The sequence below is a fragment of the Xenococcus sp. PCC 7305 genome (assembly GCF_000332055.1).
In the GTDB taxonomy this organism is placed as follows: domain Bacteria; phylum Cyanobacteriota; class Cyanobacteriia; order Cyanobacteriales; family Xenococcaceae; genus Xenococcus.
Genome location: NZ_ALVZ01000196.1, coordinates 20,651 through 42,386, shown reverse-complemented (window position 1 = coordinate 42,386; position 21,736 = coordinate 20,651). Strand labels below are relative to the sequence as shown.

The window sequence follows — 21,736 nt, the reverse complement described above, 5'->3', positions numbered from 1 at the left end:
AAAAATTTGAATCTATTACTATTGTGCAATATTTTAACTTTTAGCCAAAAAACTTTATTTATCTTTAAATTTATTCAATTTTCTAACTATCTAATGTAAAATTTGTACTTTATAATTCCAGGTGTCAGCTTGGGGTCAGTGTAAGAATCGGTCAGAACAAAATAACTCTCCATCTCAAACGAAAAGCAACTGAAATTTTGAAAGAGTTGGCATTAATTGCCTCCTCAGAATCTAACTATTATTTGGGATGCCTAAAAGCATTCAGAAAAATCATTACGTTAGGGGTATCTTGCCGTGAAAATCAAATGTCTTAGTCCTGTGTTAGCAAGCATCGCATTCTCGTTGACGACAACTCCAGTCCTAATGGCGTCAACTAGTAGCTCTAATCAAGCCATATCCTGCCAAACTAGTGGAGCAGTCCCGGCTACCATAGCAAAAAGAGCCGATGGAGAGGCTCTTACTATTTTCCATTGGAAAGATGAAGTTCTACCAGAATATTTAAATGCTCAGGAGCTCTGTGCAGAGGTGTCTCAGAAGTTGCAAGATTATGCTGCAAGCGGACACCAATTATCCTCCTTTAAAACCCACGATCTTGATGGTGTTCCTCTGATTTGTGCAGAGGAAAATACGGGGGATTGTAGCTTAGTTCTGTTCACTCTGAATGCTACTAACAACCAAGGAGATAGCAATATGATACTTGGGCAAATTTTAGATGATAAGTTGAAGGGGGAAGAAATAATTTCTATTGAAAGAGGAGTCCAATTCTATGGCTATAAGGTTAATTTTTGGAGCTTGTTGGGATTTTAGAGATTAAGAGTTTTTAGGTATTGGGTGTTAGGTTTTAGGTGCTAGGGAGATCTCAAAACGGTTATTTTATGAGTAATAGACGCCCTAAAGCAGTAAAATGCTTCATATCTAAAATATTCTCGAATTCAAATCAAAATATAGCTTTTTTAACCTAAAACCTACTACCTAAAACCCAACGCTAGTTATGACTAGACCATAAATTGACAAGTCATGTAAATTAACGTCTAGTTAATACTCCGAATTGCTTCTAATAATCCCCTGGCTTTATTGAGAGTTTCTTGATATTCATTTTCAGGAACAGAATCAGCCACTAAACCAGCACCAGCTTGCACAAATACAATGTGATGATTGTCATTTTCTCCAGGGCGCACAATCATGGTTCTAATGGTAATGGCACTATTAAGCTGCCCTTCGAAATCGTAATAGCCATATACCCCAGAATAAGGGCCTCGGCGTTCTGGTTCTAGTTCATTAATAATCTCCATGGCACGGATTTTTGGCGCGCCACTGACTGTGCCTGCGGGGAAACAAGCTTGTAGTAGATCCCAAGCATTTTTCTCGGGATCTAATGTTCCAACCACATTACTCACAATATGCATGACATGGGAATAACGCTCAATGATCATTAGTTCGTTGACGTTTACACTTCCCTTGACACAAACTCGACCCAAATCATTGCGACCTAGATCGACCAGCATCACATGTTCAGCTCTTTCTTTGGGATCTTCAAGTAAACTCTTGGCAAAGGCAGCATCTTCTTGCCAATTTTGGCCTCTAGGTCTAGTTCCAGCAATGGGACGCACTGTTGCCTTGAAAGAGCCGTTAGTTTCTTTTTCGGCTTTGACCATTACCTCGGGGGAAGAGCCGATGAGCTGCCAATCCCCAAATTGGTAATAACCCATATATGGCGAGGGATTAATTAATCGCAGAGAACGATAAAGGTTAAAAGGATGACCTTGATAACTAGTAGCAAGTCTTTGGGATAAGACTACCTGAAAAATATCTCCCTCGCTAATATATTCTTGCGCTTTTTTAACATTTGCACAAAAAGCTTTTTTTTCTGTATTACTAGAATATTCAAAATTTCGTTTATCCTCTGTGGTGCTTTTCCATTCGAGGGCAGTTGCTTCTACTGGCAAGGGTAATTTTAGTTTCAGAATTAACTTAGAAACGCGATCGCAGGCTATCTTATAGGCCTCCTCTAAGTTTGCTTGGGGATCTCGTAAATCGGCATAGGCGATCGCCCATATTTTACACTTCACACGATCAAAAATCATTAAATTATCTACCTGCATCCAGACGCCATCAGGAAGATCAGTTTCGGTATTAGAATTGATAGGAACTCTAGGTTCAATCCAATTGATTAACTCATAACCCCAAACCCCGAACAACCCGCCGATACCAGGAGGTAGGTTGTCTAATTTCACAGGATTAATCGAACCTAAACATTGCTCTAAAATGTCAAAGGGATTACCTGTAAAAGTCGTAGCACTATTATCTCGATGAGTTTGAATAGTTTGAGCGCCTCTAGCTTCTAGTACCCATACCGGGTCACAACCAAGAAAACTATAACGAGCAATGTTTTCTCCCCCTTCGACTGACTCCAGTAAAAAGTTGTAGGGTTGTCCTGCACATACTTTATACCAAGCAGAAACTGGAGTTTCGAGATCAGCCGCTAATTCTTGATATACAGGAATAAAATTACCTTGATTAGCTAGTTCAGAAAATTGCTCAAAACTGGGGAATATCATATTTTTGTTGAAGATTTTCAGTTTAGGGAGGCAGAGAAGACACCAGAAGTAGAGCCTATTTTTGAAGGTTCAGCTTCTATGCTTTCGAGGAAAAAAGCTTATAGCTTATAGCTTATAGCTTATAGCTTATTGAGAAGCAATTTTAAGATTTTCTTTCTTTAATTTTTCCTGAGGATTTGGCACTCTGGAAAAAAGTAGTAAATTTTACAATTATAACCATGGAACTGATTGAGCTATTAACTCAAAGTCTGGATGTAAACCAGAAACAGGCTAAAGGCGGAGCAGGACTAATTTTTCAACTGGCAAAACAACAACTAGGAGATGGCGAATTTTCCAAAGTGGCAAATGTGGTTCCTGGCTTAAATGATTTGTTAGGTGCGGCCCCCCAAGAAGGGAGGAACGTTGTCGGGGCTATTGGAGGTTTAGTTGGTGCCCTTGGTGGTGGAGGGGGCAGTGTCGGCAAGTTGGCTGGATTAGCATCCTTGGCTGGCGGTTTTGGTCAATTGGGGTTAAAGCCTGACATGATAAGCAAATTTGCCCCGATAATTCTTTCCTTTGTGCAGAGTCAAGGTGGTGATGAGGTTAAGAATATTTTGGCAGGAATTTTGAAATGAGTTTTCCCTTTCCACTCTAATAATAAATAGACACTAACATAGAGTGCAATTCATCTGATTTTTGACCCGTTCTTGCGGGTTATTTTTTATCCCTTATAGTTTTATTGATATTGTTCTCAAATTTCTATTTGCCGTTTCCGCTCAACGCTGTTAGCCTGTGTGGTGAATTGCTTATTTAATCTTTTTTACTAAACAAAATTGTCTTAAGTATCATTAGTAGAACATTTAAAGGTACTGTTTTAAATGAAAATCTATCATAACAATTATTACAGAGCAAATAATAATGGTTTTACTTTAATCGAAATGCTAGCGACAGTAATTATCCTTGGGATCATAGGTGCGATCGCAGCCCCTAATTTAATGGCATTATTTAGCCATCATCGAGTTAACAATGCTTTGAGCATCATAAATGGAGCAGTTAAAGAAGCTCAAAGACAAGCGATACGTCAGGGAATAAGCTGTACAGTAACAATTAATCCTGGAGATAACGATCCTGGAGAGAGGACAATAGCCGCAGTTCCTGCTAGCTGTTTGCCAGAGGTAAGACTAATTGATGATGATGTCGATATCGCAAATGATGACATAACAGTAAGAGTTAATCTAGTGCCAACCGCAAATGAAATTACATTTTCAGCTAAAGGAAATACTACTTCAGGTGGGACAATAGCTGTTTTTTCTGATTCAAGCGATACTCAAAGATGTTTTGTGATCGCTAACGGATTGGGCATAACTAGAACTGGGAATTATACAGGTCCAAATGCTGATCCTGTCAATGCTCCGCAATGTGATTCTAACTAATAGACGTAATTTAATATGGCTCTTGCTTGTCAATAAACCCAGATAAAATCTATGGTTGACTACTAACAGAGGTACGCGAGGTTATACAATGTTCTGGCTAGTTATATATTTTGTTAGCCCAAAGATCTACACCTATGCCTCGTCGTAACGATATCCAAAAAATTCTCCTTCTTGGTTCTGGCCCCATCGTAATTGGACAAGCTTGTGAGTTCGACTATTCGGGAACCCAGGCTTGTAAAGCATTACGAGAAGAAGGTTATGAAGTAGTGTTGATCAATTCTAATCCAGCCTCGATTATGACCGATCCTGAAATGGCGAATCGGACCTATATCGAACCGCTGACTCCAGAAATAGTTGCTAAGGTGATCGCCAAGGAAAAACCAGATGCCCTTTTACCGACGATGGGGGGACAAACAGCTCTCAACATAGCTGTGTCCCTGGCAAAAAATGGCGTCTTAGAGCAATATAATGTGGAATTGATTGGGGCGAAATTGCCCGCCATTGAAAAGGCAGAAGATCGATTATTATTCAAAGAAGCCATGGCGAAAATAGGCGTTCCAGTTTGCCCTTCAGGAATTGCCGAAAATATGACCGAAGCCCATGAAATCGCGGCGGAAATTGGGAGTTATCCTTTGATTATTCGTCCTGCTTTTACTCTAGGTGGGACTGGGGGCGGAATTGCCTATAACCAAGAAGAATATGAAAAGATGGCTCAGTTTGGGATTGAGTGCTCTCCTGTAAACCAAATTTTAGTGGAAAAATCTTTACTGGGCTGGAAAGAGTATGAACTAGAGGTCATGCGGGATTTGGCGGATAATGTGGTGATTATCTGTTCGATTGAAAATATTGATCCGATGGGAATTCATACGGGAGATTCGATTACCGTTGCCCCAGCTCAAACCTTGACAGATAAAGAGTATCAGCGTTTGCGGGATTATTCTTTGGCGATTATTCGCGAAATTGGGGTGGAGACAGGCGGCTCTAATATTCAGTTTGCCACCAACCCGCTTAATGGAGATGTGATTGTCATTGAAATGAATCCTCGGGTTTCTCGTTCTTCGGCTTTGGCTTCTAAGGCGACAGGATTCCCGATCGCCAAATTTGCGGCTAAGTTAGCCGTAGGTTACACCTTAGATGAAATTCCCAATGATATTACAAAGAAAACTCCCGCATCTTTTGAACCAACAATTGATTATGTAGTCACTAAAATTCCCCGTTTTGCCTTTGAGAAATTCCCCGGCTCAGAAGCGATTTTAACCACACAAATGAAATCCGTCGGGGAGGCTATGTCTATTGGGCGCACTTTCTGTGAATCTTTTCAAAAAGCGTTGCGATCGCTAGAAACGGGGCGTTATGGGTTTGGTAGCGATCGCAAAGGGCCCTTACCAACAATTTCCCAGGTCCGCTCTAGTTTAAGAACGCCCAATCCTGAACGCATTTTTAGTATTTATCAGGGTTTAAAATTGGGGATGAGTCCAGAAGAGATCCATGATTTAACTGCGATCGATATCTGGTTCTTAGATAAGTTACAAGACATTCTCGAAACGGAAAAGGCTTTACAACGAACTTCTTTGACAGAAATTTCTGCTGCCAAGATGCGGGATGCCAAGCAAAAGGGCTTTAGCGATCGCCAAATTGCCCATGCCACGAAAACCACCGAAGATGAAGTTAGAGCCTATCGTAAATCCTTAAACATCATCCCAGTTTATAAATTGGTGGATACCTGCGCGGCCGAATTTGAATCTTCGACTCCCTATTATTACTCCACCTATGAAGAGGGTGAATCAGAAATCGCCCCTTCAGACAAGAAGAAAGTCATGATTCTCGGTGGCGGGCCAAATCGCATTGGACAAGGGATTGAATTTGATTATTGTTGCTGCCACGCGGCGTTTTCCCTCTCGGATGCGGGCTATGAGACCATTATGGTCAACTCCAATCCCGAAACTGTGTCCACTGATTACGATACGAGCGATCGCCTTTACTTTGAACCGCTGACCAAAGAAGACGTCTTAAATATCATTGAAGCCGAAAAACCAGTTGGCATTATTGTCCAGTTCGGAGGGCAAACACCTTTAAAACTAGCTCTTCCCTTGCAAAAATATTTAGCAAATTCTTCCCATACTAAAATTTGGGGAACTTCTCCTGACTCGATTGATACAGCCGAAGATCGCGAAAGATTCGAGAAAATTCTCAGAGAATTAGACATTCTCCAGCCACCTAACGGCCTGGCTCGTAGTTATGAAGAATCTCTTAGCATTACTCAACAAATTGGCTATCCTGTAGTAGTTCGGCCTTCCTATGTGTTGGGGGGCAGAGCAATGGAAATTGTCTATTCCGATGATGATCTCAAACGCTATATGACCTATGCGGTACAGGTAGAACCGGATCATCCGATTTTGATTGATAAATTTTTGGAGAATGCGATCGAAGTTGATGTGGATGCCCTATGCGACGCCACGGGAGGCGTAGTCATCGGCGGCATTATGGAACATATCGAGCAGGCAGGCATTCACTCAGGAGACTCGGCCTGTTCTGTTCCTTTCCAGTCGCTTTCCCCTAATGCCATCAAAACAATTCGTGTTTGGACAGATAAACTGGCTCAAGCTCTAAATGTAGTCGGGTTGATGAATATTCAATATGCAGTCCAAGGAGAACAGGTTTATATTCTCGAAGCGAATCCTCGGGCATCCCGCACAGTTCCCTATGTTTCTAAGGCAACAGGAGTTCCCCTGGCGAAAATGGCATCTTTGATTATGTCAGGTCGAACCCTCGAATCGTTAGGTATTACCCAGGAAGTTGTTCCCAAACATATCGCGGTAAAAGAAGCAGTCTTGCCTTTCAATAAGTTTCCTGGCAGCGACACCTTATTAGGGCCAGAAATGCGCTCCACTGGGGAAGTCATGGGAATTGATACCGATTTTGGCAAAGCTTTTGCCAAGGCAGAAATTGCGGCAGGAGTGGATTTAGCTCTTGAAGGAACGGTCTTTGTTTCGATGAACCAACGGGATAAAAAATTAGCGATTCCGGTAGTGCAGGAATTTATTGAGCTAGGGTTCAAAATCGTTGCGACCTCAGGAACCAGAAAAGTATTACAAGATCATGGAATTCAAGATATCGATTTAGTGTTGAAAGTCCATGAAGGTCGTCCCCATGTCATAGATTGGATTAAAAACAACCAAATTCAACTGATCATTAATACTCCTACTGGGGAAGAATCCCAGACTGATGCGCGATTAATTCGACGTATGGCTCTAGATTATAAATTACCTGTAATTACAACTATTGCAGGAGCCAAGGCAACGATCGCAGCAATTCGTTCTTTGCGATCGGAACCTTTGGAAGTCAAGGCTTTACAGGATTACCTGAGTTAAATCAAGAATTTTTTTCTTCGTTTAAGATAAAAACAGTAATCTCAGGACGAGAGTTGAAGCGTATCGCGGGGGGAATCATTCCGACCCCGCGATTGGTATATTGGATCATATTGCCGATTTGATAGCGCCCCAAAGGATATTTTCTGCCATAGGGAGGCAAAACATCAGGCTGCCGAAAAGGAAATCTGACTTGACCACCATGGGAATGACCTGAGATTTCTAGGTCGAATTTTCCCGTGGGAGCACTAATATCAGCGAAATCCGGTTCATGAACCAAGAGAATCGTGACATCATCCGTGACTAATTGAGCCAACACTAAATCCAAACGAGATTTGCCCATCAAATAATCATCTAGCCCAGCAATTTGAAGTTTTTCTAGCCCTCTTTTGATGGTGTAAACATTATTTTCCAGTTCAAGAACATTACTTTGAGCCAGAATTTTACGAATTATTGAGGGATCAGAATAATAATCATGGTTGCCTAATACGGCTATAGTTTTTTCCTTGGGGGTTAATTTTTGTAATGCATTGGTTAATAAGTTAGTACTTACGAAATCAGGTTTGTAGGTAAAAAAGTCACCAGTTATAGCCACGATATCTGGCTGTTGCTGATTAATGATTTGGACTATTTTGTCTAACTTGCGACGATTCATTGAGGTGTCAACATGAAGGTCGCTAATTTGCACGATCTTAAAGTTCTTAAAAGCTGGGGCTAGTTGGGGAATAGTGATGTTTACAGAGACTATTTCAAACCAATAAGGCTCGATTTGAATTGTGTAAACCAAAGTAAAAACTGCGAGCACAATCGCGCAAAATGAAATTTTAGAGAACAAAATTCTTCCAGGTCTCAAACTAATTATTTTAGGTAAAATCTTCACAGAAACAACTAATGAAAAGAAGGGGCAAAAGCAAAATTCCCATAATTTTAAGTCTGGGGAAAGTTGCCATAAATTAGAGAAATCTCAATTAAATGTCTTTTTTTTGTTCATATTAAAGTTAAGATTTAAAAAATTCTCTGAAATATGGGGCTTTTCAGTTCAAAATAAATTCTGTCATCAGCAATAATATCTACTTTTATTTAAAATTTTTTGACATAATCTTATGACCGATATTCCTTTTACTCTAGATCAGTTACGTATCCTAAGAGCAATTTCCCATGAAGGTAGTTTTAAAAGAGCTGCGGACAGTCTTTATGTATCCCAACCAGCAGTTAGTCTCCAGGTTCAAAACCTAGAAAAACAGCTCAATGTTCCCTTGTTTGACCGTGGAGGACGCCGAGCTAAGCTCACCGAGGCAGGTCATTTATTGTTGAACTATGGCGAAAAAATTATTGCGCTTTGTCAAGAAACTTGTCGAGCCATTGATGACTTACAAAATCTTCAAGGTGGGACCCTCATTGTCGGGGCCTCGCAAACAACAGGAACTTATTTAATTCCCCGTACTATCGGTTTATTTCGTCAAAAATACCCTGATGTTGCAGTTCAGTTGCAAGTTCATTCCACTCGTCGGACATCTTGGGCTGTGGCAAATGGACAAGTTGATCTAGCAATTATTGGTGGAGAAGTCCCTGGAGAATTACAAGAAACGTTAAAAATTATTCCCTATGCTGAAGACGAATTGGCCTTGATTTTACCGCCGTTCCATCCCTTAGCTCAAATTGAAACCATTGAGAAAGAAGATCTCTACAAATTGCAGTTTATTACTCTAGATTCTCAATCGACAATTCGCAAAGTAATTGATAAAGTTTTGACTCTCTATGAAATCGATCCCAAAAGACTCAAAATAGAGATGGAACTCAATTCTATTGAAGCCATTAAAAATGCTGTGCAGTCAGGTTTGGGAGCGGCTTTTGTCTCCACAACTGCGATCGCAAAAGAGCTAGAAATGGGAGTGTTACATCAAGCTAAAATCAACGCGGTAATTGTCAAACGAACTTTGTCTGTAATCATTAACCCCAATCGTTATTGTTCTAAGGCTGCGGAAGCTTTTAGTCGGGAAATCTTGCCTGAATTCGCTACCAAGTCAGAGTTTAAAAATCTTGACTCCCTATATCCCAATATTTTGAAATCGGAATAAATTGTCTTCATAAACTTATGTAACATTCGAGCGAGCTTCATAAGTTCTTCACAATTTTGACCTATATCTTTGTAAGAGGAGCTGATTTGTGCATTCTAGCTGACCTTGAGTTTTTGATTCAAGTTTGACCTACTACCTTTGAGGAAAGCTAAATTAATGCGTTCCAGCTTGCTTTAGGATTTTTGATTCAAGTAAGTATTAAAGGAGTCAATGATGAAAAATCAACAAGAATCGCCGAAAAACGTCAGTAATTCTACTCCGAACCTTGGTCATTATCATTATGACCCTCATCTTGTGCCCCCAGAAATCAAAGCGCGAGCAGCTAGAGAGGGCGAAAATTTCGCTCATGTTGAACATGATATTCCTGGAGATACCGAACATCTTCACAACCGAGATGGTTATACCGTTGATGAGGAAGGATTGATTAATAACTATGCCGTAGAACCGGAAATCTATGTCAAAGAACCGGGAGACTTGAAAAAACAACAAAAACAACTCAGAACCAAACGTCTTCAAGAACTACAAGAATTAGCAGAAGATGAAGAAGGGAAATTGACCATGAAGCATGATTGGCGACATAAAGGGCCAGGCATGATTTAGCTCTGGATCTTGAGATATTAAGCATGGATATTGTGCGCTTATGAGGAGGTATCAGCCCCGACACTTTCGGTCTTAGCAACTAATAGCAAAGTTTTGAGTAAAGAGTCGGGGTTCAAACTGAGAGAGTCAATTCCCAATTCCACTAAAAAGCGAGCAAATTCAGGATAGTCGCTAGGTGCTTGACCGCAGATGCCGACCTTGCGACCTTTCGCTTTCGCCTTGGTTATTACTTGCTGTACCATTTCCTTGACCCCCTCATTACGTTCATCGAACAGATGGGCAACCAAAGCCGAGTCGCGATCCAGTCCTAAGGTTAATTGGGTCAGATCATTCGAACCAATAGAAAACCCATCAAATATTTCACTATACTGATCCGCCAAGATTACATTGTTGGGAATCTCACACATAACGTAAACCTGCAAGTCATTTTCTCCTCGCTTCAAGCCATGTTTGGCCATTTCGGCCAATACTTTACGACCTTCGGCTGGAGTCCGGCAGAAAGGAATCATGGGAATAACGTTAGTCAGACCCATGGCATCGCGCACTCGTTTGAGAGCTTGACATTCTAAACCGTAAGCTTCACGGTATTTTTCGTCATAGTAGCGAGAAGCACCCCGCCAGCCAATCATGGGATTTTCCTCTTTGGGCTCAAACTGCTCACCACCGAGAAGATTGGCATATTCGTTGCTCTTGAAATCAGACATGCGCACCACCACAGGTTTGGGATAAAAAGCTGCGGCGATCGTGCCGACACCTTGGGCTAGCTTATCCACAAAGAAATCAGGCTTATAATCATAGAGAGCTGTCAATTCGGCAATTTCATGCTTAACCACTTCATCTTGCAACTCTTCAAAATGAAGTAATGCCAAAGGATGGGTTTTAATCCCGTTGGCAATGATAAATTCAAGCCTTGCCAAGCCCACTCCATCACAGGGAATTGCAGCTAAACTAAAGGCTTCTTCAGGGTTACCTACATTCATCATAATTTGGGTGCGAGTACGAGGCAGATTTTCCAGTTCGGTTTCTTGAATCTCAAAAGGCACTAACCCCGAATACACTCGTCCTGCTTCCCCCTCAGCACAGGAAACCGTCACTTGTTGGCCTGTTGCTAAAACTCCTGTAGCCTTTCCACAACCAACGATCGCGGGAATGCCCATTTCTCGGGCAATAATTGCTGCATGACAGGTGCGTCCGCCTTGATTGGTGATGATTGCACTAGCTTGCTTCATAATCGGTTCCCAATCAGGATCGGTTTTATTGGTAACTAAGACTTCTCCAGCTTGGAATTCCTGAATTTGATGAACATTTAAAATCACCCTGGCTTGTCCTTGACCAATCATTTCTCCCACGGCACGGCCTTCGATTAGAACATCACTGGTGCCTTGAAGTTTATAGTTGCGCAAAATAGTGCCCGATTTTTGCGATTGCACTGTTTCGGGCCGAGCTTGCACAATAAATAACTCTCCTGTCAGCCCATCTTTCGCCCATTCGATATCCATCGGGGTATCAACCCCACGAACTTCGGAATAGTGATTTTCGATAATAATTGCCCATTTAGTTAGAGCGAGAATTTCGTCATCTGCGATCGCATATTTTTGCCGCTCGGACTCCGATACCGGGACATTCTTGGTCAACTTGCCACCGCTGACATCGTAAATCATTTTGATTTCTTTACTCCCAAGACGTTTTGCCAGGATCGGCTTGTAGCCCTGTTCTAGAGTTGGTTTAAAGACAAAATACTCGTCTGGATTGACAGCACCCTGCACAACATTTTCGCCCAGGCCATAGGCCGCAGTCACTAAAGCTGCATTCTTAAAACCCGTTTCGGTATCGATAGAAAACATGACTCCCGAAGAGGCTAAATCAGAGCGCACCATCTTTTGAACACCCACCGAAAGAGCTACCTCAAAATGATCGAAACCCCGAAGTGTGCGGTAAGAAATAGCGCGATCGGTAAAGAGGGAGGCAAAACATTTATGGCAAGAGTTTAAGACTTCTGTTACGCCATTAACATTAAGATAGGTTTCCTGCTGTCCTGCAAAGCTAGCATCGGGCAAATCTTCGGCAGTTGCGGAAGAACGCACTGCCACATCGGTGTAGCTGGTGCAACGTTTAAACTCCTCCTGTTCTGTCTCGGGCAGGTAGTTACAAATGTCGGGGCTACTATTATAGCGATCGCATAACTTGAGGTAGGAGCGGGTAATCACCAGTTCTAGTTCTGGGGGAAATGGGGTATTAAGAATTAAGGCACGAGCCTGTTGACCATGCTGTCTTAGGTTTCCGAGATCCTCAACATCCAAATCAGAGAATAATTGACGAAGTTTTTGTTGCAAACCAGCTTGCTCAATAAAGTAGCGATAAGCATAAGCAGTAGTGGCAAAACCAGTAGGAACATTAACACCTAAAGGTGTTAGTTTTTGAATCATTTCCCCTAACGAAGCATTTTTACCACCCACCAAAGGAATATCAGTAATGCCAACCTCATCAAACCAGAGGACTAAAGCTTCTTCTTTGGTAGGATGTGGAGATTTACTATCAGCTTTTCGTTCCATTGAGTTAAACTCCTAACTCATCTTCAGCCTCATATTACTGGAGATGTTCATCCTCTTGCAATTAAATCTTTAAGATTTATGGCGTTTATTATCTTAATAAGATACAGTTTGCTGTTCCCTATTCCCTATCCCCTGTTCCCTAAAGCAGAACCTTATGTATCTCACTAATTAAACAAAGACCTTCTGCCAATTTAAATTAATAATAATTCTTCAATAATATTAAAAGCTGGTTAAGTTTTTTAAGATTAGATTAATAGCAGATAATACCAAATTCCTATATATTTTTTGAGAATTACTTGATAAAGTGTTACCAAAGGAATTTCCTCTTTTATTCAGTTATTTATATGAGTAATAATCACAAAAAAACTATTGAATCTCGTCCTGCTATTGAAAGAAATCTCGACCGGGGTTTTTATTTATCAGCCAAGATTTTTGCTTTAGCGATCGCCGGAGTGCTAATTTGGATCACAATTCAAGTGGCAATACAAGCGATTCCTGCTCTGAGTGAATTTGGGCTCGGTTTTATATTTACTAGTAGTTGGAACCCCGTCAAAAGTGAATATGGGGTGTTTCCTGCCGTTTACGGAACGATTGTCAGCTCTTTAATCGCTCTTATGATCTCAGTTCCCATTGGCATAGGAGTGGCAATTTTTTTAAGTGAGAATTACATGCCACCTTCGCTTCGAAGAATAACTGTATTTCTCGTGGAGTTGCTTGCGGCCATCCCTAGTGTAGTTTATGGGCTTTGGGGTATTTTCGTCCTGATCCCTTTCCTAAAAACCATTACTAGCCTTAAAGGTCCAGGAATGTTGCCGGCTGCGCTAATTTTGTCAGTGATGATCTTACCAACTATTGCGGCAATTTCCCGTGATGCCATCACCAATGTTCCTGATGGTTTGCGACAAGCTGCTGTCGGATTGGGGGCCACTCGTTGGGAAGCCATTATCCAGATCATTTTACCCGCTGCTTCTTCAGGCATTATCGGCGGTATTATGCTAGCTTTAGGACGAGCCTTAGGAGAAACCATGGCGGTCACGATGTTAATTGGCAACTCCAATAGAATTTCCGCTTCACTGATAGAGCCTTCGAATACAATTTCCTCTTTGCTTGCCAATCAATTTGCCGAAGCCAGTGGCCTACAAGTGTCAGCCTTGATGTATGCCGCTTTGATTTTGTTTGCAATTACTTTAGTAGTTAATATTCTCGCTCAACTACTGGTGGTCAGACTACAAAAAATCTAGAACATTAACAAGCGACCCCGCGCCGCCTAAAGCGGTCGGAACCCGCGGAATTTTTAATCCGCAAGGGAACGCCGACCGAGCAAGGGAACGCGCGAGTTTGAACATTAAACATTGAGCATTGAACATTAAATAATGAATTTAGACCAAAATTTTGATATTAAAACTCTCAAAAAAAATCCCACCTCTCCTCGTAATTTATTCGGATTATTTATGACAGGGATTGCGAGCTTATTTACCATAATGGCAATTGTGCCTCTATTTATTATTCTTGGTTACTTGTTAACCAAGGGGATTAGCTCTCTTAGTCTGCAAGTATTTACCGAACTGCCTCCTCCTCCGCTGGTTGAAGGAGGCGGTTTTGGTAACGCCATTCTCGGAACAATCATCATGGTCGGCATTGGAGCCTTGATTAGTATTCCTATTGGAATTATGGCGGCAATTTATTTATCAGAATTCAGTGGTGGGAAATTAGCTGACTGGATTCGCTTTGCGACAAATGTCCTCAGTGGTGTCCCTTCAATTATTATTGGGGTTTTTGCCTATAGTGTCATTGTCTTGACCACGAAGCAATATTCGGCTTGGGCTGGGGGATTTGCTTTATCAATTCTCATGTTACCGATTATTGTGAGAACTACCGATGAGGCCTTAAAACTTGTTCCTCAAGAAATACGCCAAGCATCTATTGGTGTAGGAGCAAACGACTATCAGACGGTTTTACAAGTAGTTTTGCCTGCTGCCTTGCCAGCTATTATCACAGGAATAACCTTATCTATTGCTAGAGCGGCGGGGGAAACCGCACCATTACTATTCACCGCCTTGTTTACACAGTATTGGCCTAATTTGAATAACGGGTTTGCCGAACCCACAGCATCTCTGGCCGTGCTGGTTTATAATTTCGCGATCGTCCCTTTTAAGAACCAACAAGAATTAGCTTGGGCGGCAGCTTTTATTTTGGTGTTGTTAGTTCTAGTCACCAGTATTATTTCTCGATTGGCGACAGCAAAAAGAACCTATTGATGTCCTTGTGCTTAGATTAAGTCCGAACTAGTTTCAGGAATTAAATCTAGATCGCTCTTGTAGCCAGCATTAGTTAGCAAGTCAATAATTTGGTGTAAATGAGCAACCCCTCTAGTCATGATGACAAACTCTAATTTTGCCGATTCTAGAGGTAAAGAAGTAAAAGCTCGATGGTGACGCACATCGACGATATTAGCTCCTGTACTACTGATCAATCCTGAAACCTCGGCTAAAGCACCAGGAATATCTCTAATCTCAACTTCTAGGCGCACCAATCGGGAAGAGCGCACCAAGCTGCGTTGCACGATCGCGGAGAGAATTGGCAAATCGATATTGCCACCACTAAGTATGATTCCTACTTTGCGACCAGCAAAGCGATCGCGATACTTAATCAAGGCCGCTAACCCAGCGGCTCCCGCACCTTCGACTACTGTCTTCTCTAATTGCAATAGTAACCTGACTGCTTCTTCAATTTCATCTTCATCGACTAATAAAACTTCGTCTACTAATTCACGAATAATCGGTAAGGTCAGATGCCCTGGAGTTTTGACAGCAATTCCTTCGGCAATAGTGGCATTACTACAGATAACGGGTTCACCTTTGATGGCTTGGGAAACCGCCGGGAAACGTCGGGTTTGCACACCCAGAATCTGAATTTGAGGATTAAGACTTTTAGCCGCGATCGCATTTCCGGAAATTAAACCACCTCCGCCCACAGGAACCATCAAAACTTCTAAATCTGGCTCCTCTTGGAGAATCTCTAAGGCAACAGTGCCCTGTCCCGCGATGATTTTAGCATCATCATAGGGATGAACAATATTCAGGTTGCGTTCTTGAGCCAGTTGTTTACCCAAAATAATCGAATCATCTAAAGTCTCCCCATGTAAAATCACCTCTGCACCAAAGGAGCGAGTTCTCTCCACTTTGACATAGGGAGTAAAACAAGGCATGACAATCACAGCAGGGATCTCTAAACGCTTGGCCTGATGAGCAACAGCTTGAGCGTGATTGCCAGCAGACATGGCAATAATCCCTTGTGCCCGTTGGGTTTCGGTCAAAGACAGTAGTTTGACTAGAGCACCTCGCTCTTTAAAAGAGCCAGTATATTGAAGGTTTTCATATTTAAAGATCGCCGTTGCCCCCACCAATTCTGATAATTGACGCGAATAACGACAGGGCGTTGCCAATATCTGACCACCAAGAGTGTGCGCTGCTTGGCGAATGGTTGCTAAATTGGGATAATTCATACTTATAATTATCTATCTAGTCATCATTACTGATAATAATTTTTTAAGATGATTAATATGAATTATTTAGGAAGCTAGTGAAATTTTCTCCATCGGCAAAAGACTACGACATAGTGGGAATTGGGGTTGCCACCTTAGATATCTTGACCATTGTTAAAGAGTTCCCCTCAGAAGAAACTGTGCAACAGGCAATTGAGGCGAAATTTCAAGGTGGTGGGCCCGTCGCTACCGCTTTAGTTGCAGCAGCCAAACTGGGAGCTAAAGTCGCGATCATAGATTCGCTGGGAGATGACTTTGTGGGACAAGCGATCCTCGAAGAGTTTAAAAGTCATGACGTGATCACAAAACATGTGCAAATTACCCCAGGCAAAACATCGTCAATTGCTTCTGTTTGGATCAAAGAAGCAGATGGTAAGCGTGCGATCGCATATCGTCCCGGTAACGCACCAGAACTAATGGGTAATGCTCTTGACCTAGAGATCATCAAAAAAGCCAAAATTTTGCATCTTAACGGCCGACATCTACAATTTTCCTTGAATGCCTGTAGCGTCGCCCAAGAACATGGGGTCAAGATCTCCTTTGATGGAGGAGGAGGTCGTTATCGTTCTGAATTAGATTCTTTAATTCCATTACTTGACATTTGTATTGTCGCCAGAGATTTTGCCCAGAAGTATGCCAAAACAACCAATCTCGAAAATGCAGCAGAATGCTTTTTGGCTCAAGGATGTGAACTGGTTGTGATTACTGATGGCGAGCATGGCAGTCATATTTTTCCCCAGCAAGGAGAAAACTTTTGGCAACCTGCTTTTGAGCTAGATAAAGTTGTTGATACCACAGGCTGTGGAGATATCTATCATGGAGTTTTTTTGTTTTCACTTCTTGCTGGTCTGGGATTAAGAGAATCTGCCCAAAGAGCAACTGCCGCAGCTGCGATCAATGCCCAATGTATCGGTGGCAGGGGTATCTTATCCACAATGCCAGAGATTTTAGATTTTATGGTTTCCTCCAATCAAGATCCTTGAGCAATTACAATCAAATGATTTTAATTCTCTGGGAGAAACAGCAATTTCATAATTTGTTATGGTAAATTCTGAGAAACTTTCCCCAAATCTTTCTCAAAATCCGAAGATAGTTAACAGCTTGTTACTTCAAAACTTAAGGTATATTATTTGAAGGATATGTCTAAAATCGCTAATTTTTATGAAGCTATTATTTATCTCCACAACTCTACCCTTTCCTCCCAATAGTGGGGGAAAAGTTAAGAGTTACCATATGTTAAAGTATTTAAATTCTAATTATGAACTGGCTATTGCAACTACTCTCTATGGAGATGATGTCAAGTGGGTTAAGCAATTTCAAGATGAGTTTCAAACAAAAGAGTTTATTGCCGAGTCAATTGACTGCCCCCGAACAGTCATTAATCTAATTATTAGTTATCTTCAGAATAAAACTCTTAACGAATATCGTCATTGGTCTAATAGTTTCTATAGTAAATTGAGTCCTCAGATGGAAATTGCAGACTGCATCATTGCAGATCACTATGAGATGATGCAGTATATTCCAACTAAGTATTATTCTAAGGTTATCTTGCATACCCATAATGCCGAACATTTGATCTGGAAAAGATTTTCTGAATTGGATGATCAATCCTGGGCAAGAAAAGTGGTTCTTGCCCTTGAATCATCAAGAATTGCCCAGAAAGAAAAAATTTATTGCAATAAAGTCAAACGAGTTTTAGCATCCCCTAATGATCGTATTGCCCTGGAACAAGTAGGAATTAAGGGCGATAATTTTGGCTTAACTTATCACCTGGGAGATGAAAGTCAACTTCAACTACAGGAGTTGGATCCCAATAAAACTGTACCCATGATATTGTTTATTGGAACATTAACTTGGGAGCCAAATATTGATGGGTTACTCTGGTTTTTAGAAAATTGCTGGTCAGCAATTAAAGAACATCATCCAGATGTTAAGTTGGTCATCGGAGGCAAATCTCCTGACCAAAGATTATTAAAATGGGCGGAGAAGGATTCCGCGATCGCAATACCTGGTTTCATTAAAGATCCAGAAGAATACCTAACCCAAGCTCGGGTTTTTATCGCTCCGCTGCGTTTTGGTAGTGGCATGAAAGTTAAAGTTTTAAATGCTATGTATCGAGGAATTCCCACCGTCACAACTGATATTGGCATTGAAGGACTAGAAGTAGAAGATGGAGTGCAGATCGCGATCGGCAATGAGCCAGCAGAATTTACCAGCCGCGTATCAAGACTACTAACAGATAATGATTATTGGAATCAGCTCAAAAATGCTTCTCGCTCCTTGGCTGGCTCTAAATATACTTGGCAAGAAGTTTTCAAAGAATTAGATTTTGCGATCACCGACGTTGTTGACTCGCAAAAGAAAAGGTTTTAGGTTTTAGGTTTTAGGTGAACCGCACCTAGTTTAAAAACTATATTTTTCCCAGCTGCTTGAGGAAAGGGAAAAGATTTTAGGAATTTTTTGCCGTCTACTTTGCAAAAAAAATCACCCCAACTTAATAAGCTAGAGTGATTCTGTTTAAAACATTAGAGAAAAACTAGAATTTAAAAGTAGTTCTCAAAGCACCAATAAAGACATCATCATTGCCACTATCTTGGTTGGGGTTATTTAAATAGATTAGACCAGGAGTAATGGAAATATTATCGTTAAGCTGATATCGATAAAATGCTTCTACATGAAGAGGCACATCATCATTACTAGGATCGTCACCATCAACCTGGGTAACATAAGGTTCCGCTCCGACAACAAGTCCTCCCAAATTACCTTCTTTTCCTAAATCAGGAAAAGCTAAGACACCAGCATAGGTGATAGTTTCTTGGTCAGTGTCAGTATCGCGAGTTGTGGCATCAGAATAGCCAAACCAGCCACGAAGACTGATTTTAGAGCTGATATCCCATTGGAATTGTCCACCAACAGTATCGTGGGAAAGAGCTTCACCATTTAACTCAGAACCACTAGCTAGGTTAGTTCCTGTTCCACCCCAGAGAGTACTACCACCATTAGCTTCATAACCTCTAAGATAAGCAACACCAAACTTGAAACTGTCAGTAGGCTTAATCACTAACTGACCCAAAGCTGAATAAGTGCCATTAAATAGACCATTGCCATCGCTGGGGTCACTACCGTTAGGTGCAATGTAACCAGCACTAGCTTCCAGCTTGGAGCCAAACTTATATTTAAAACCAATCCCAGTTGAAGAACGGGCTATCGAATGACGGTAGATGGGATTCCGTTCCGAAAAGCGTCCTAGAGGCCCATTTGCCCCACCACCAACATCCAAACCAGCATTGAAGGTGTCGGAATAGAAATGGTGAGCCGCCAAGGATGCCATTGTGGTAACCTTCAGGTTTTCGCCCAGGTTGAATACATAATGTAAGCGGTCAATTACAATATTGTTATTTGCTGGTCCATCATAGGCAAAACGACCTTCTCTGGTACCAATTTCATCCTGGAAAGAATTAGCAATATTCCCCGCAGTTAAGCGAGTAAACAATTTGTCTTTCCCAGTAAAACTGCTGACAAATTGAAGTCTAACTTTATCATTAAACACAGTCTGAGCATCAGAATCATCACTAAAGGCATCAGCTAGCGTAAAAGCAACTTCCCCAACTAGTTTAGTCGTAGTAGAGAATTGATTGTCTTCGAGAAAAGCAACTCGACCTTCTAAGGAGTCTACTCTTCCTGCGATCGTAGCAAGTTCGGCTTCAAATTCTTGAATCAGTCTATTTATAGTTTCAATATCTTCCCTTAGGACGGCCTCAGATGAAGCGATAAGTCGCTCAATTTGATTCAAACAACTATTCAAGCCCGCAGCAAACTCATAACGAGATAAAGAGTTATTTCCTCTATAGGTTTGATCAGGATAACCAACAATACAACCGTAACGATCTACCAAAGAGCGAAGCGCTTCAAAAGCCCAATCCGCAGGAGAAACGTCCCTTAACTGATTGACGTTAGTCACCTGACTCATCGAATCGTCGATCGCATCTGCATTATTGACTTCTATATTGTCACCATAGATAGGATCAACATATTCTAAACTATCTCCCAAAGAAGACGAATTATCAAGATCTTGTGCTAATACAGTTGTACCTGAAGCAAGCAAAGCCATGCTGAGCACTGCTGAACTACCCAGCAGAGAAGCCTTTAATTGAGATTTCATTTTTACGTTTCCTCACACCTAAATTTAGAAGTTGCTGTGGAGCAACTCCTTGATTTTCAAAGTATACCTTCTGATTTATTGAAAAGGTATGATCTCGAAAAAAATATCATCCTAGCATCTAGCCAGTTTGTATCAATCACTGCATTTTTCAACTTTTCAATGCAAAAAAATAATCGTTTCAATGCGATTAAAGAAAAGAATTGTGTTTTCCCGAAACAATCTATTCAGCGAAACCGTTGATTAAGCATGTTTGAGAAGGTGCTTAAATAAGTTGTCCTTGACCATCATTTGACGAAACATCTCTAAAAGATATTCTTGGGCTTCTTCTTGGCTGAGATTTTGAACCTGTTTACTAAGCACCTGTAGCTTGAATTGTTGCTCCATGCTGAGTTGGGGTTGTCCGTTCATCTGCTCACTCCTTAGTTTTTAGTTAGACCAATTTGAGTCGTGATACTTAATACGTTAGTTTGACTCTAATTACACTAAATCTAACACACTATTTTCGTCCAAAAGTGTATTTAGATACTAAAAAAAGAATCTTGTCAAGTTTTATACAAAAAAAGTAAAAATTTTCGTTACAAACAGAAACATTTATCGGACAGAAGGTCCCGGGAAATCCTTGTGAAATGAGGTTTTTATCGTTTCACCTGGGCCTAAATATGCAATTATTAAAAAATTATTATGCATATTATGAATAATACTTATAAGTTTACGTTAATATGTGTTTTTTGTTGTGTATAGCCAATAATCTCCGTGGAAGAACAAACTAGATAATAATCAAAAAGCGATAGCTTGAAATCGTTTTGCCCCGTCTAAAGGCCAAAATCTAGTTTTTGGCAAACTGTAAAATATTTTACAAAAAGGTCTTATTTTATGAAGAAAAAGTTATGATTGTTACAGAATCAACTTTTTTCTAATGAGACTATGTTTCGGTAACGGACGAAAAATATAGTTTTAATAAACAACAATTTATGAATAATTTCGCTTCTCTACTATTACCTGCTGTTATTGGTCTCGTCTCAGGTATTGGACACGGAATTACTTCTCATTATCTAGATCTGCCATTGTCTCTGACAGAACAGGTGTTTCCTACTTTGACTTCACACAATTCAATATCCGAGTAAAGTTTTATTGAAAATGTATTATTAGATACCGTTGTGTCTGACATAATTATGGGGTTAAGAATTCTGAAACCTCAGGTGTCATTATGCAATTTCACAACTCCACTCAAACATCAAACTTAGACCGAGTTTTAGGAATTTCCCTAGCAGCATTTTCTATGTTTGTTGTTGGATACACTGCTTCTCGTGTCTTATTAACTCAGTCCACTTCTCAAAGCGCACCAGTTGAATCTATTACTCCCCATCAAGCTTCCATGTGGAGTAGCCTTGGTCAATAGAGAATGAATCCTAATTGCACCAAAAATAATATTTATCAATTAAATGCCTCTAAAGAGAATATA

At 40.8% G+C, this 21,736-nt stretch carries 18 protein-coding genes; 12 read left to right on the top strand and 6 right to left on the bottom strand.

Annotated elements, in window-relative coordinates:
* The first annotated feature begins 294 nt into the window (after nucleotides 1-294).
* Nucleotides 295-807 (top strand): COP23 domain-containing protein, encoded by a 513-nt coding sequence (locus XEN7305_RS16365; RefSeq protein ID WP_071591364.1) that lies wholly within the window; start codon nucleotides 295-297, stop codon nucleotides 805-807.
* A 224-nt stretch (nucleotides 808-1,031) separates the two neighbouring features.
* Here the strand turns inward: XEN7305_RS16365 and XEN7305_RS16360 are convergent, their stop codons facing one another.
* Nucleotides 1,032-2,558, bottom strand: a complete 1,527-nt coding sequence (locus XEN7305_RS16360) for an anthranilate synthase component I family protein (RefSeq protein ID WP_006510582.1) — start codon at nucleotides 2,556-2,558, stop codon at nucleotides 1,032-1,034.
* A 218-nt stretch (nucleotides 2,559-2,776) separates the two neighbouring features.
* Here XEN7305_RS16360 and XEN7305_RS16355 point away from each other — a divergent pair, with 218 nt between their 5' ends.
* The 3 genes from XEN7305_RS16355 to carB all read left to right on the top strand — a co-directional run bounded on the left by XEN7305_RS16355 (nucleotide 2,777) and on the right by carB (nucleotide 7,341).
* Nucleotides 2,777-3,172 carry a DUF2780 domain-containing protein gene (locus tag XEN7305_RS16355; protein WP_006510581.1) on the top strand — a complete coding sequence of 132 codons (396 nt, stop codon included), beginning with the start codon at nucleotides 2,777-2,779 and terminating at the stop codon, nucleotides 3,170-3,172.
* Between the two features lie 243 nt (nucleotides 3,173-3,415).
* On the top strand, nucleotides 3,416-3,970 hold the full coding sequence (locus XEN7305_RS16350) for a GspH/FimT family pseudopilin (RefSeq protein WP_006510580.1): 555 nt from the start codon (nucleotides 3,416-3,418) through the stop codon (nucleotides 3,968-3,970).
* 134 nt (nucleotides 3,971-4,104) lie between these two features.
* Nucleotides 4,105-7,341: a carbamoyl-phosphate synthase large subunit gene (carB, locus tag XEN7305_RS16345; protein WP_006510579.1), complete on the top strand. Its 3,237-nt coding sequence runs from the start codon at nucleotides 4,105-4,107 to the stop codon at nucleotides 7,339-7,341.
* Nucleotide 7,342: 1 nt separating this feature from the next.
* Here carB and XEN7305_RS16340 read toward each other — a convergent pair whose 3' ends face one another.
* Nucleotides 7,343-8,143 (bottom strand): metallophosphoesterase, encoded by an 801-nt coding sequence (locus tag XEN7305_RS16340; RefSeq protein ID WP_006510578.1) that lies wholly within the window; start codon nucleotides 8,141-8,143, stop codon nucleotides 7,343-7,345.
* 298 nt (nucleotides 8,144-8,441) lie between these two features.
* Here XEN7305_RS16340 and XEN7305_RS16335 point away from each other — a divergent pair, with 298 nt between their 5' ends.
* Both XEN7305_RS16335 and XEN7305_RS16330 read left to right on the top strand, forming a co-directional pair.
* Nucleotides 8,442-9,416 carry a LysR family transcriptional regulator gene (locus tag XEN7305_RS16335; RefSeq protein WP_006510577.1) on the top strand — a complete coding sequence of 325 codons (975 nt, stop codon included), beginning with the start codon at nucleotides 8,442-8,444 and terminating at the stop codon, nucleotides 9,414-9,416.
* Between the two features lie 213 nt (nucleotides 9,417-9,629).
* A complete protein-coding gene (locus tag XEN7305_RS16330) occupies nucleotides 9,630-10,016 on the top strand; it encodes a hypothetical protein (protein ID WP_006510576.1) in 387 nt (128 codons plus the stop codon).
* A 38-nt stretch (nucleotides 10,017-10,054) separates the two neighbouring features.
* Here XEN7305_RS16330 and ppsA read toward each other — a convergent pair whose 3' ends face one another.
* Complete coding sequence (ppsA, locus tag XEN7305_RS16325; protein WP_006510575.1) at nucleotides 10,055-12,568, bottom strand: phosphoenolpyruvate synthase; 2,514 nt, start codon at nucleotides 12,566-12,568, stop codon at nucleotides 10,055-10,057.
* 344 nt (nucleotides 12,569-12,912) lie between these two features.
* Between ppsA and pstC the strand changes: the two genes are divergently transcribed.
* Together pstC and pstA are read left to right on the top strand one after the other, a co-directional pair.
* Complete coding sequence (pstC, locus tag XEN7305_RS16320; RefSeq protein WP_006510574.1) at nucleotides 12,913-13,809, top strand: phosphate ABC transporter permease subunit PstC; 897 nt, start codon at nucleotides 12,913-12,915, stop codon at nucleotides 13,807-13,809.
* Nucleotides 13,810-13,941: 132 nt separating this feature from the next.
* Nucleotides 13,942-14,826, top strand: coding sequence for a phosphate ABC transporter permease PstA (pstA, locus tag XEN7305_RS16315; RefSeq protein ID WP_006510573.1), 885 nt, complete (start codon nucleotides 13,942-13,944; stop codon nucleotides 14,824-14,826).
* An 11-nt stretch (nucleotides 14,827-14,837) separates the two neighbouring features.
* Here pstA and XEN7305_RS16310 read toward each other — a convergent pair whose 3' ends face one another.
* A complete protein-coding gene (locus XEN7305_RS16310) occupies nucleotides 14,838-16,073 on the bottom strand; it encodes a threonine ammonia-lyase (RefSeq protein WP_006510572.1) in 1,236 nt (411 codons plus the stop codon).
* Nucleotides 16,074-16,150: 77 nt separating this feature from the next.
* On the opposite strand from XEN7305_RS16310, the gene XEN7305_RS16305 reads away from it, so the two are divergent.
* Together XEN7305_RS16305 and XEN7305_RS16300 are read left to right on the top strand one after the other, a co-directional pair.
* Nucleotides 16,151-17,095: a carbohydrate kinase family protein gene (locus tag XEN7305_RS16305; RefSeq protein ID WP_006510571.1), complete on the top strand. Its 945-nt coding sequence runs from the start codon at nucleotides 16,151-16,153 to the stop codon at nucleotides 17,093-17,095.
* Nucleotides 17,096-17,273: 178 nt separating this feature from the next.
* Nucleotides 17,274-18,485 (top strand): glycosyltransferase, encoded by a 1,212-nt coding sequence (locus XEN7305_RS16300; protein ID WP_006510570.1) that lies wholly within the window; start codon nucleotides 17,274-17,276, stop codon nucleotides 18,483-18,485.
* Nucleotides 18,486-18,648: 163 nt separating this feature from the next.
* Here the strand turns inward: XEN7305_RS16300 and XEN7305_RS16295 are convergent, their stop codons facing one another.
* Together XEN7305_RS16295 and XEN7305_RS16285 are read right to left on the bottom strand one after the other, a co-directional pair.
* Nucleotides 18,649-20,274, bottom strand: a complete 1,626-nt coding sequence (locus tag XEN7305_RS16295) for an iron uptake porin (protein ID WP_006510569.1) — start codon at nucleotides 20,272-20,274, stop codon at nucleotides 18,649-18,651.
* Nucleotides 20,275-20,514: 240 nt separating this feature from the next.
* A complete protein-coding gene (locus XEN7305_RS16285) occupies nucleotides 20,515-20,682 on the bottom strand; it encodes an NblA/ycf18 family protein (protein WP_006510568.1) in 168 nt (55 codons plus the stop codon).
* A gap of 563 nt (nucleotides 20,683-21,245) precedes the next feature.
* Between XEN7305_RS16285 and XEN7305_RS29350 the strand changes: the two genes are divergently transcribed.
* Entirely contained in the window at nucleotides 21,246-21,398 is a 153-nt protein-coding gene (locus tag XEN7305_RS29350; protein ID WP_006510567.1) for a hypothetical protein, read from the top strand.
* A gap of 83 nt (nucleotides 21,399-21,481) precedes the next feature.
* On the top strand, nucleotides 21,482-21,673 hold the full coding sequence (locus XEN7305_RS16280) for a hypothetical protein (protein ID WP_006510566.1): 192 nt from the start codon (nucleotides 21,482-21,484) through the stop codon (nucleotides 21,671-21,673).
* The last annotated feature ends 63 nt before the right edge of the window (nucleotides 21,674-21,736 follow it).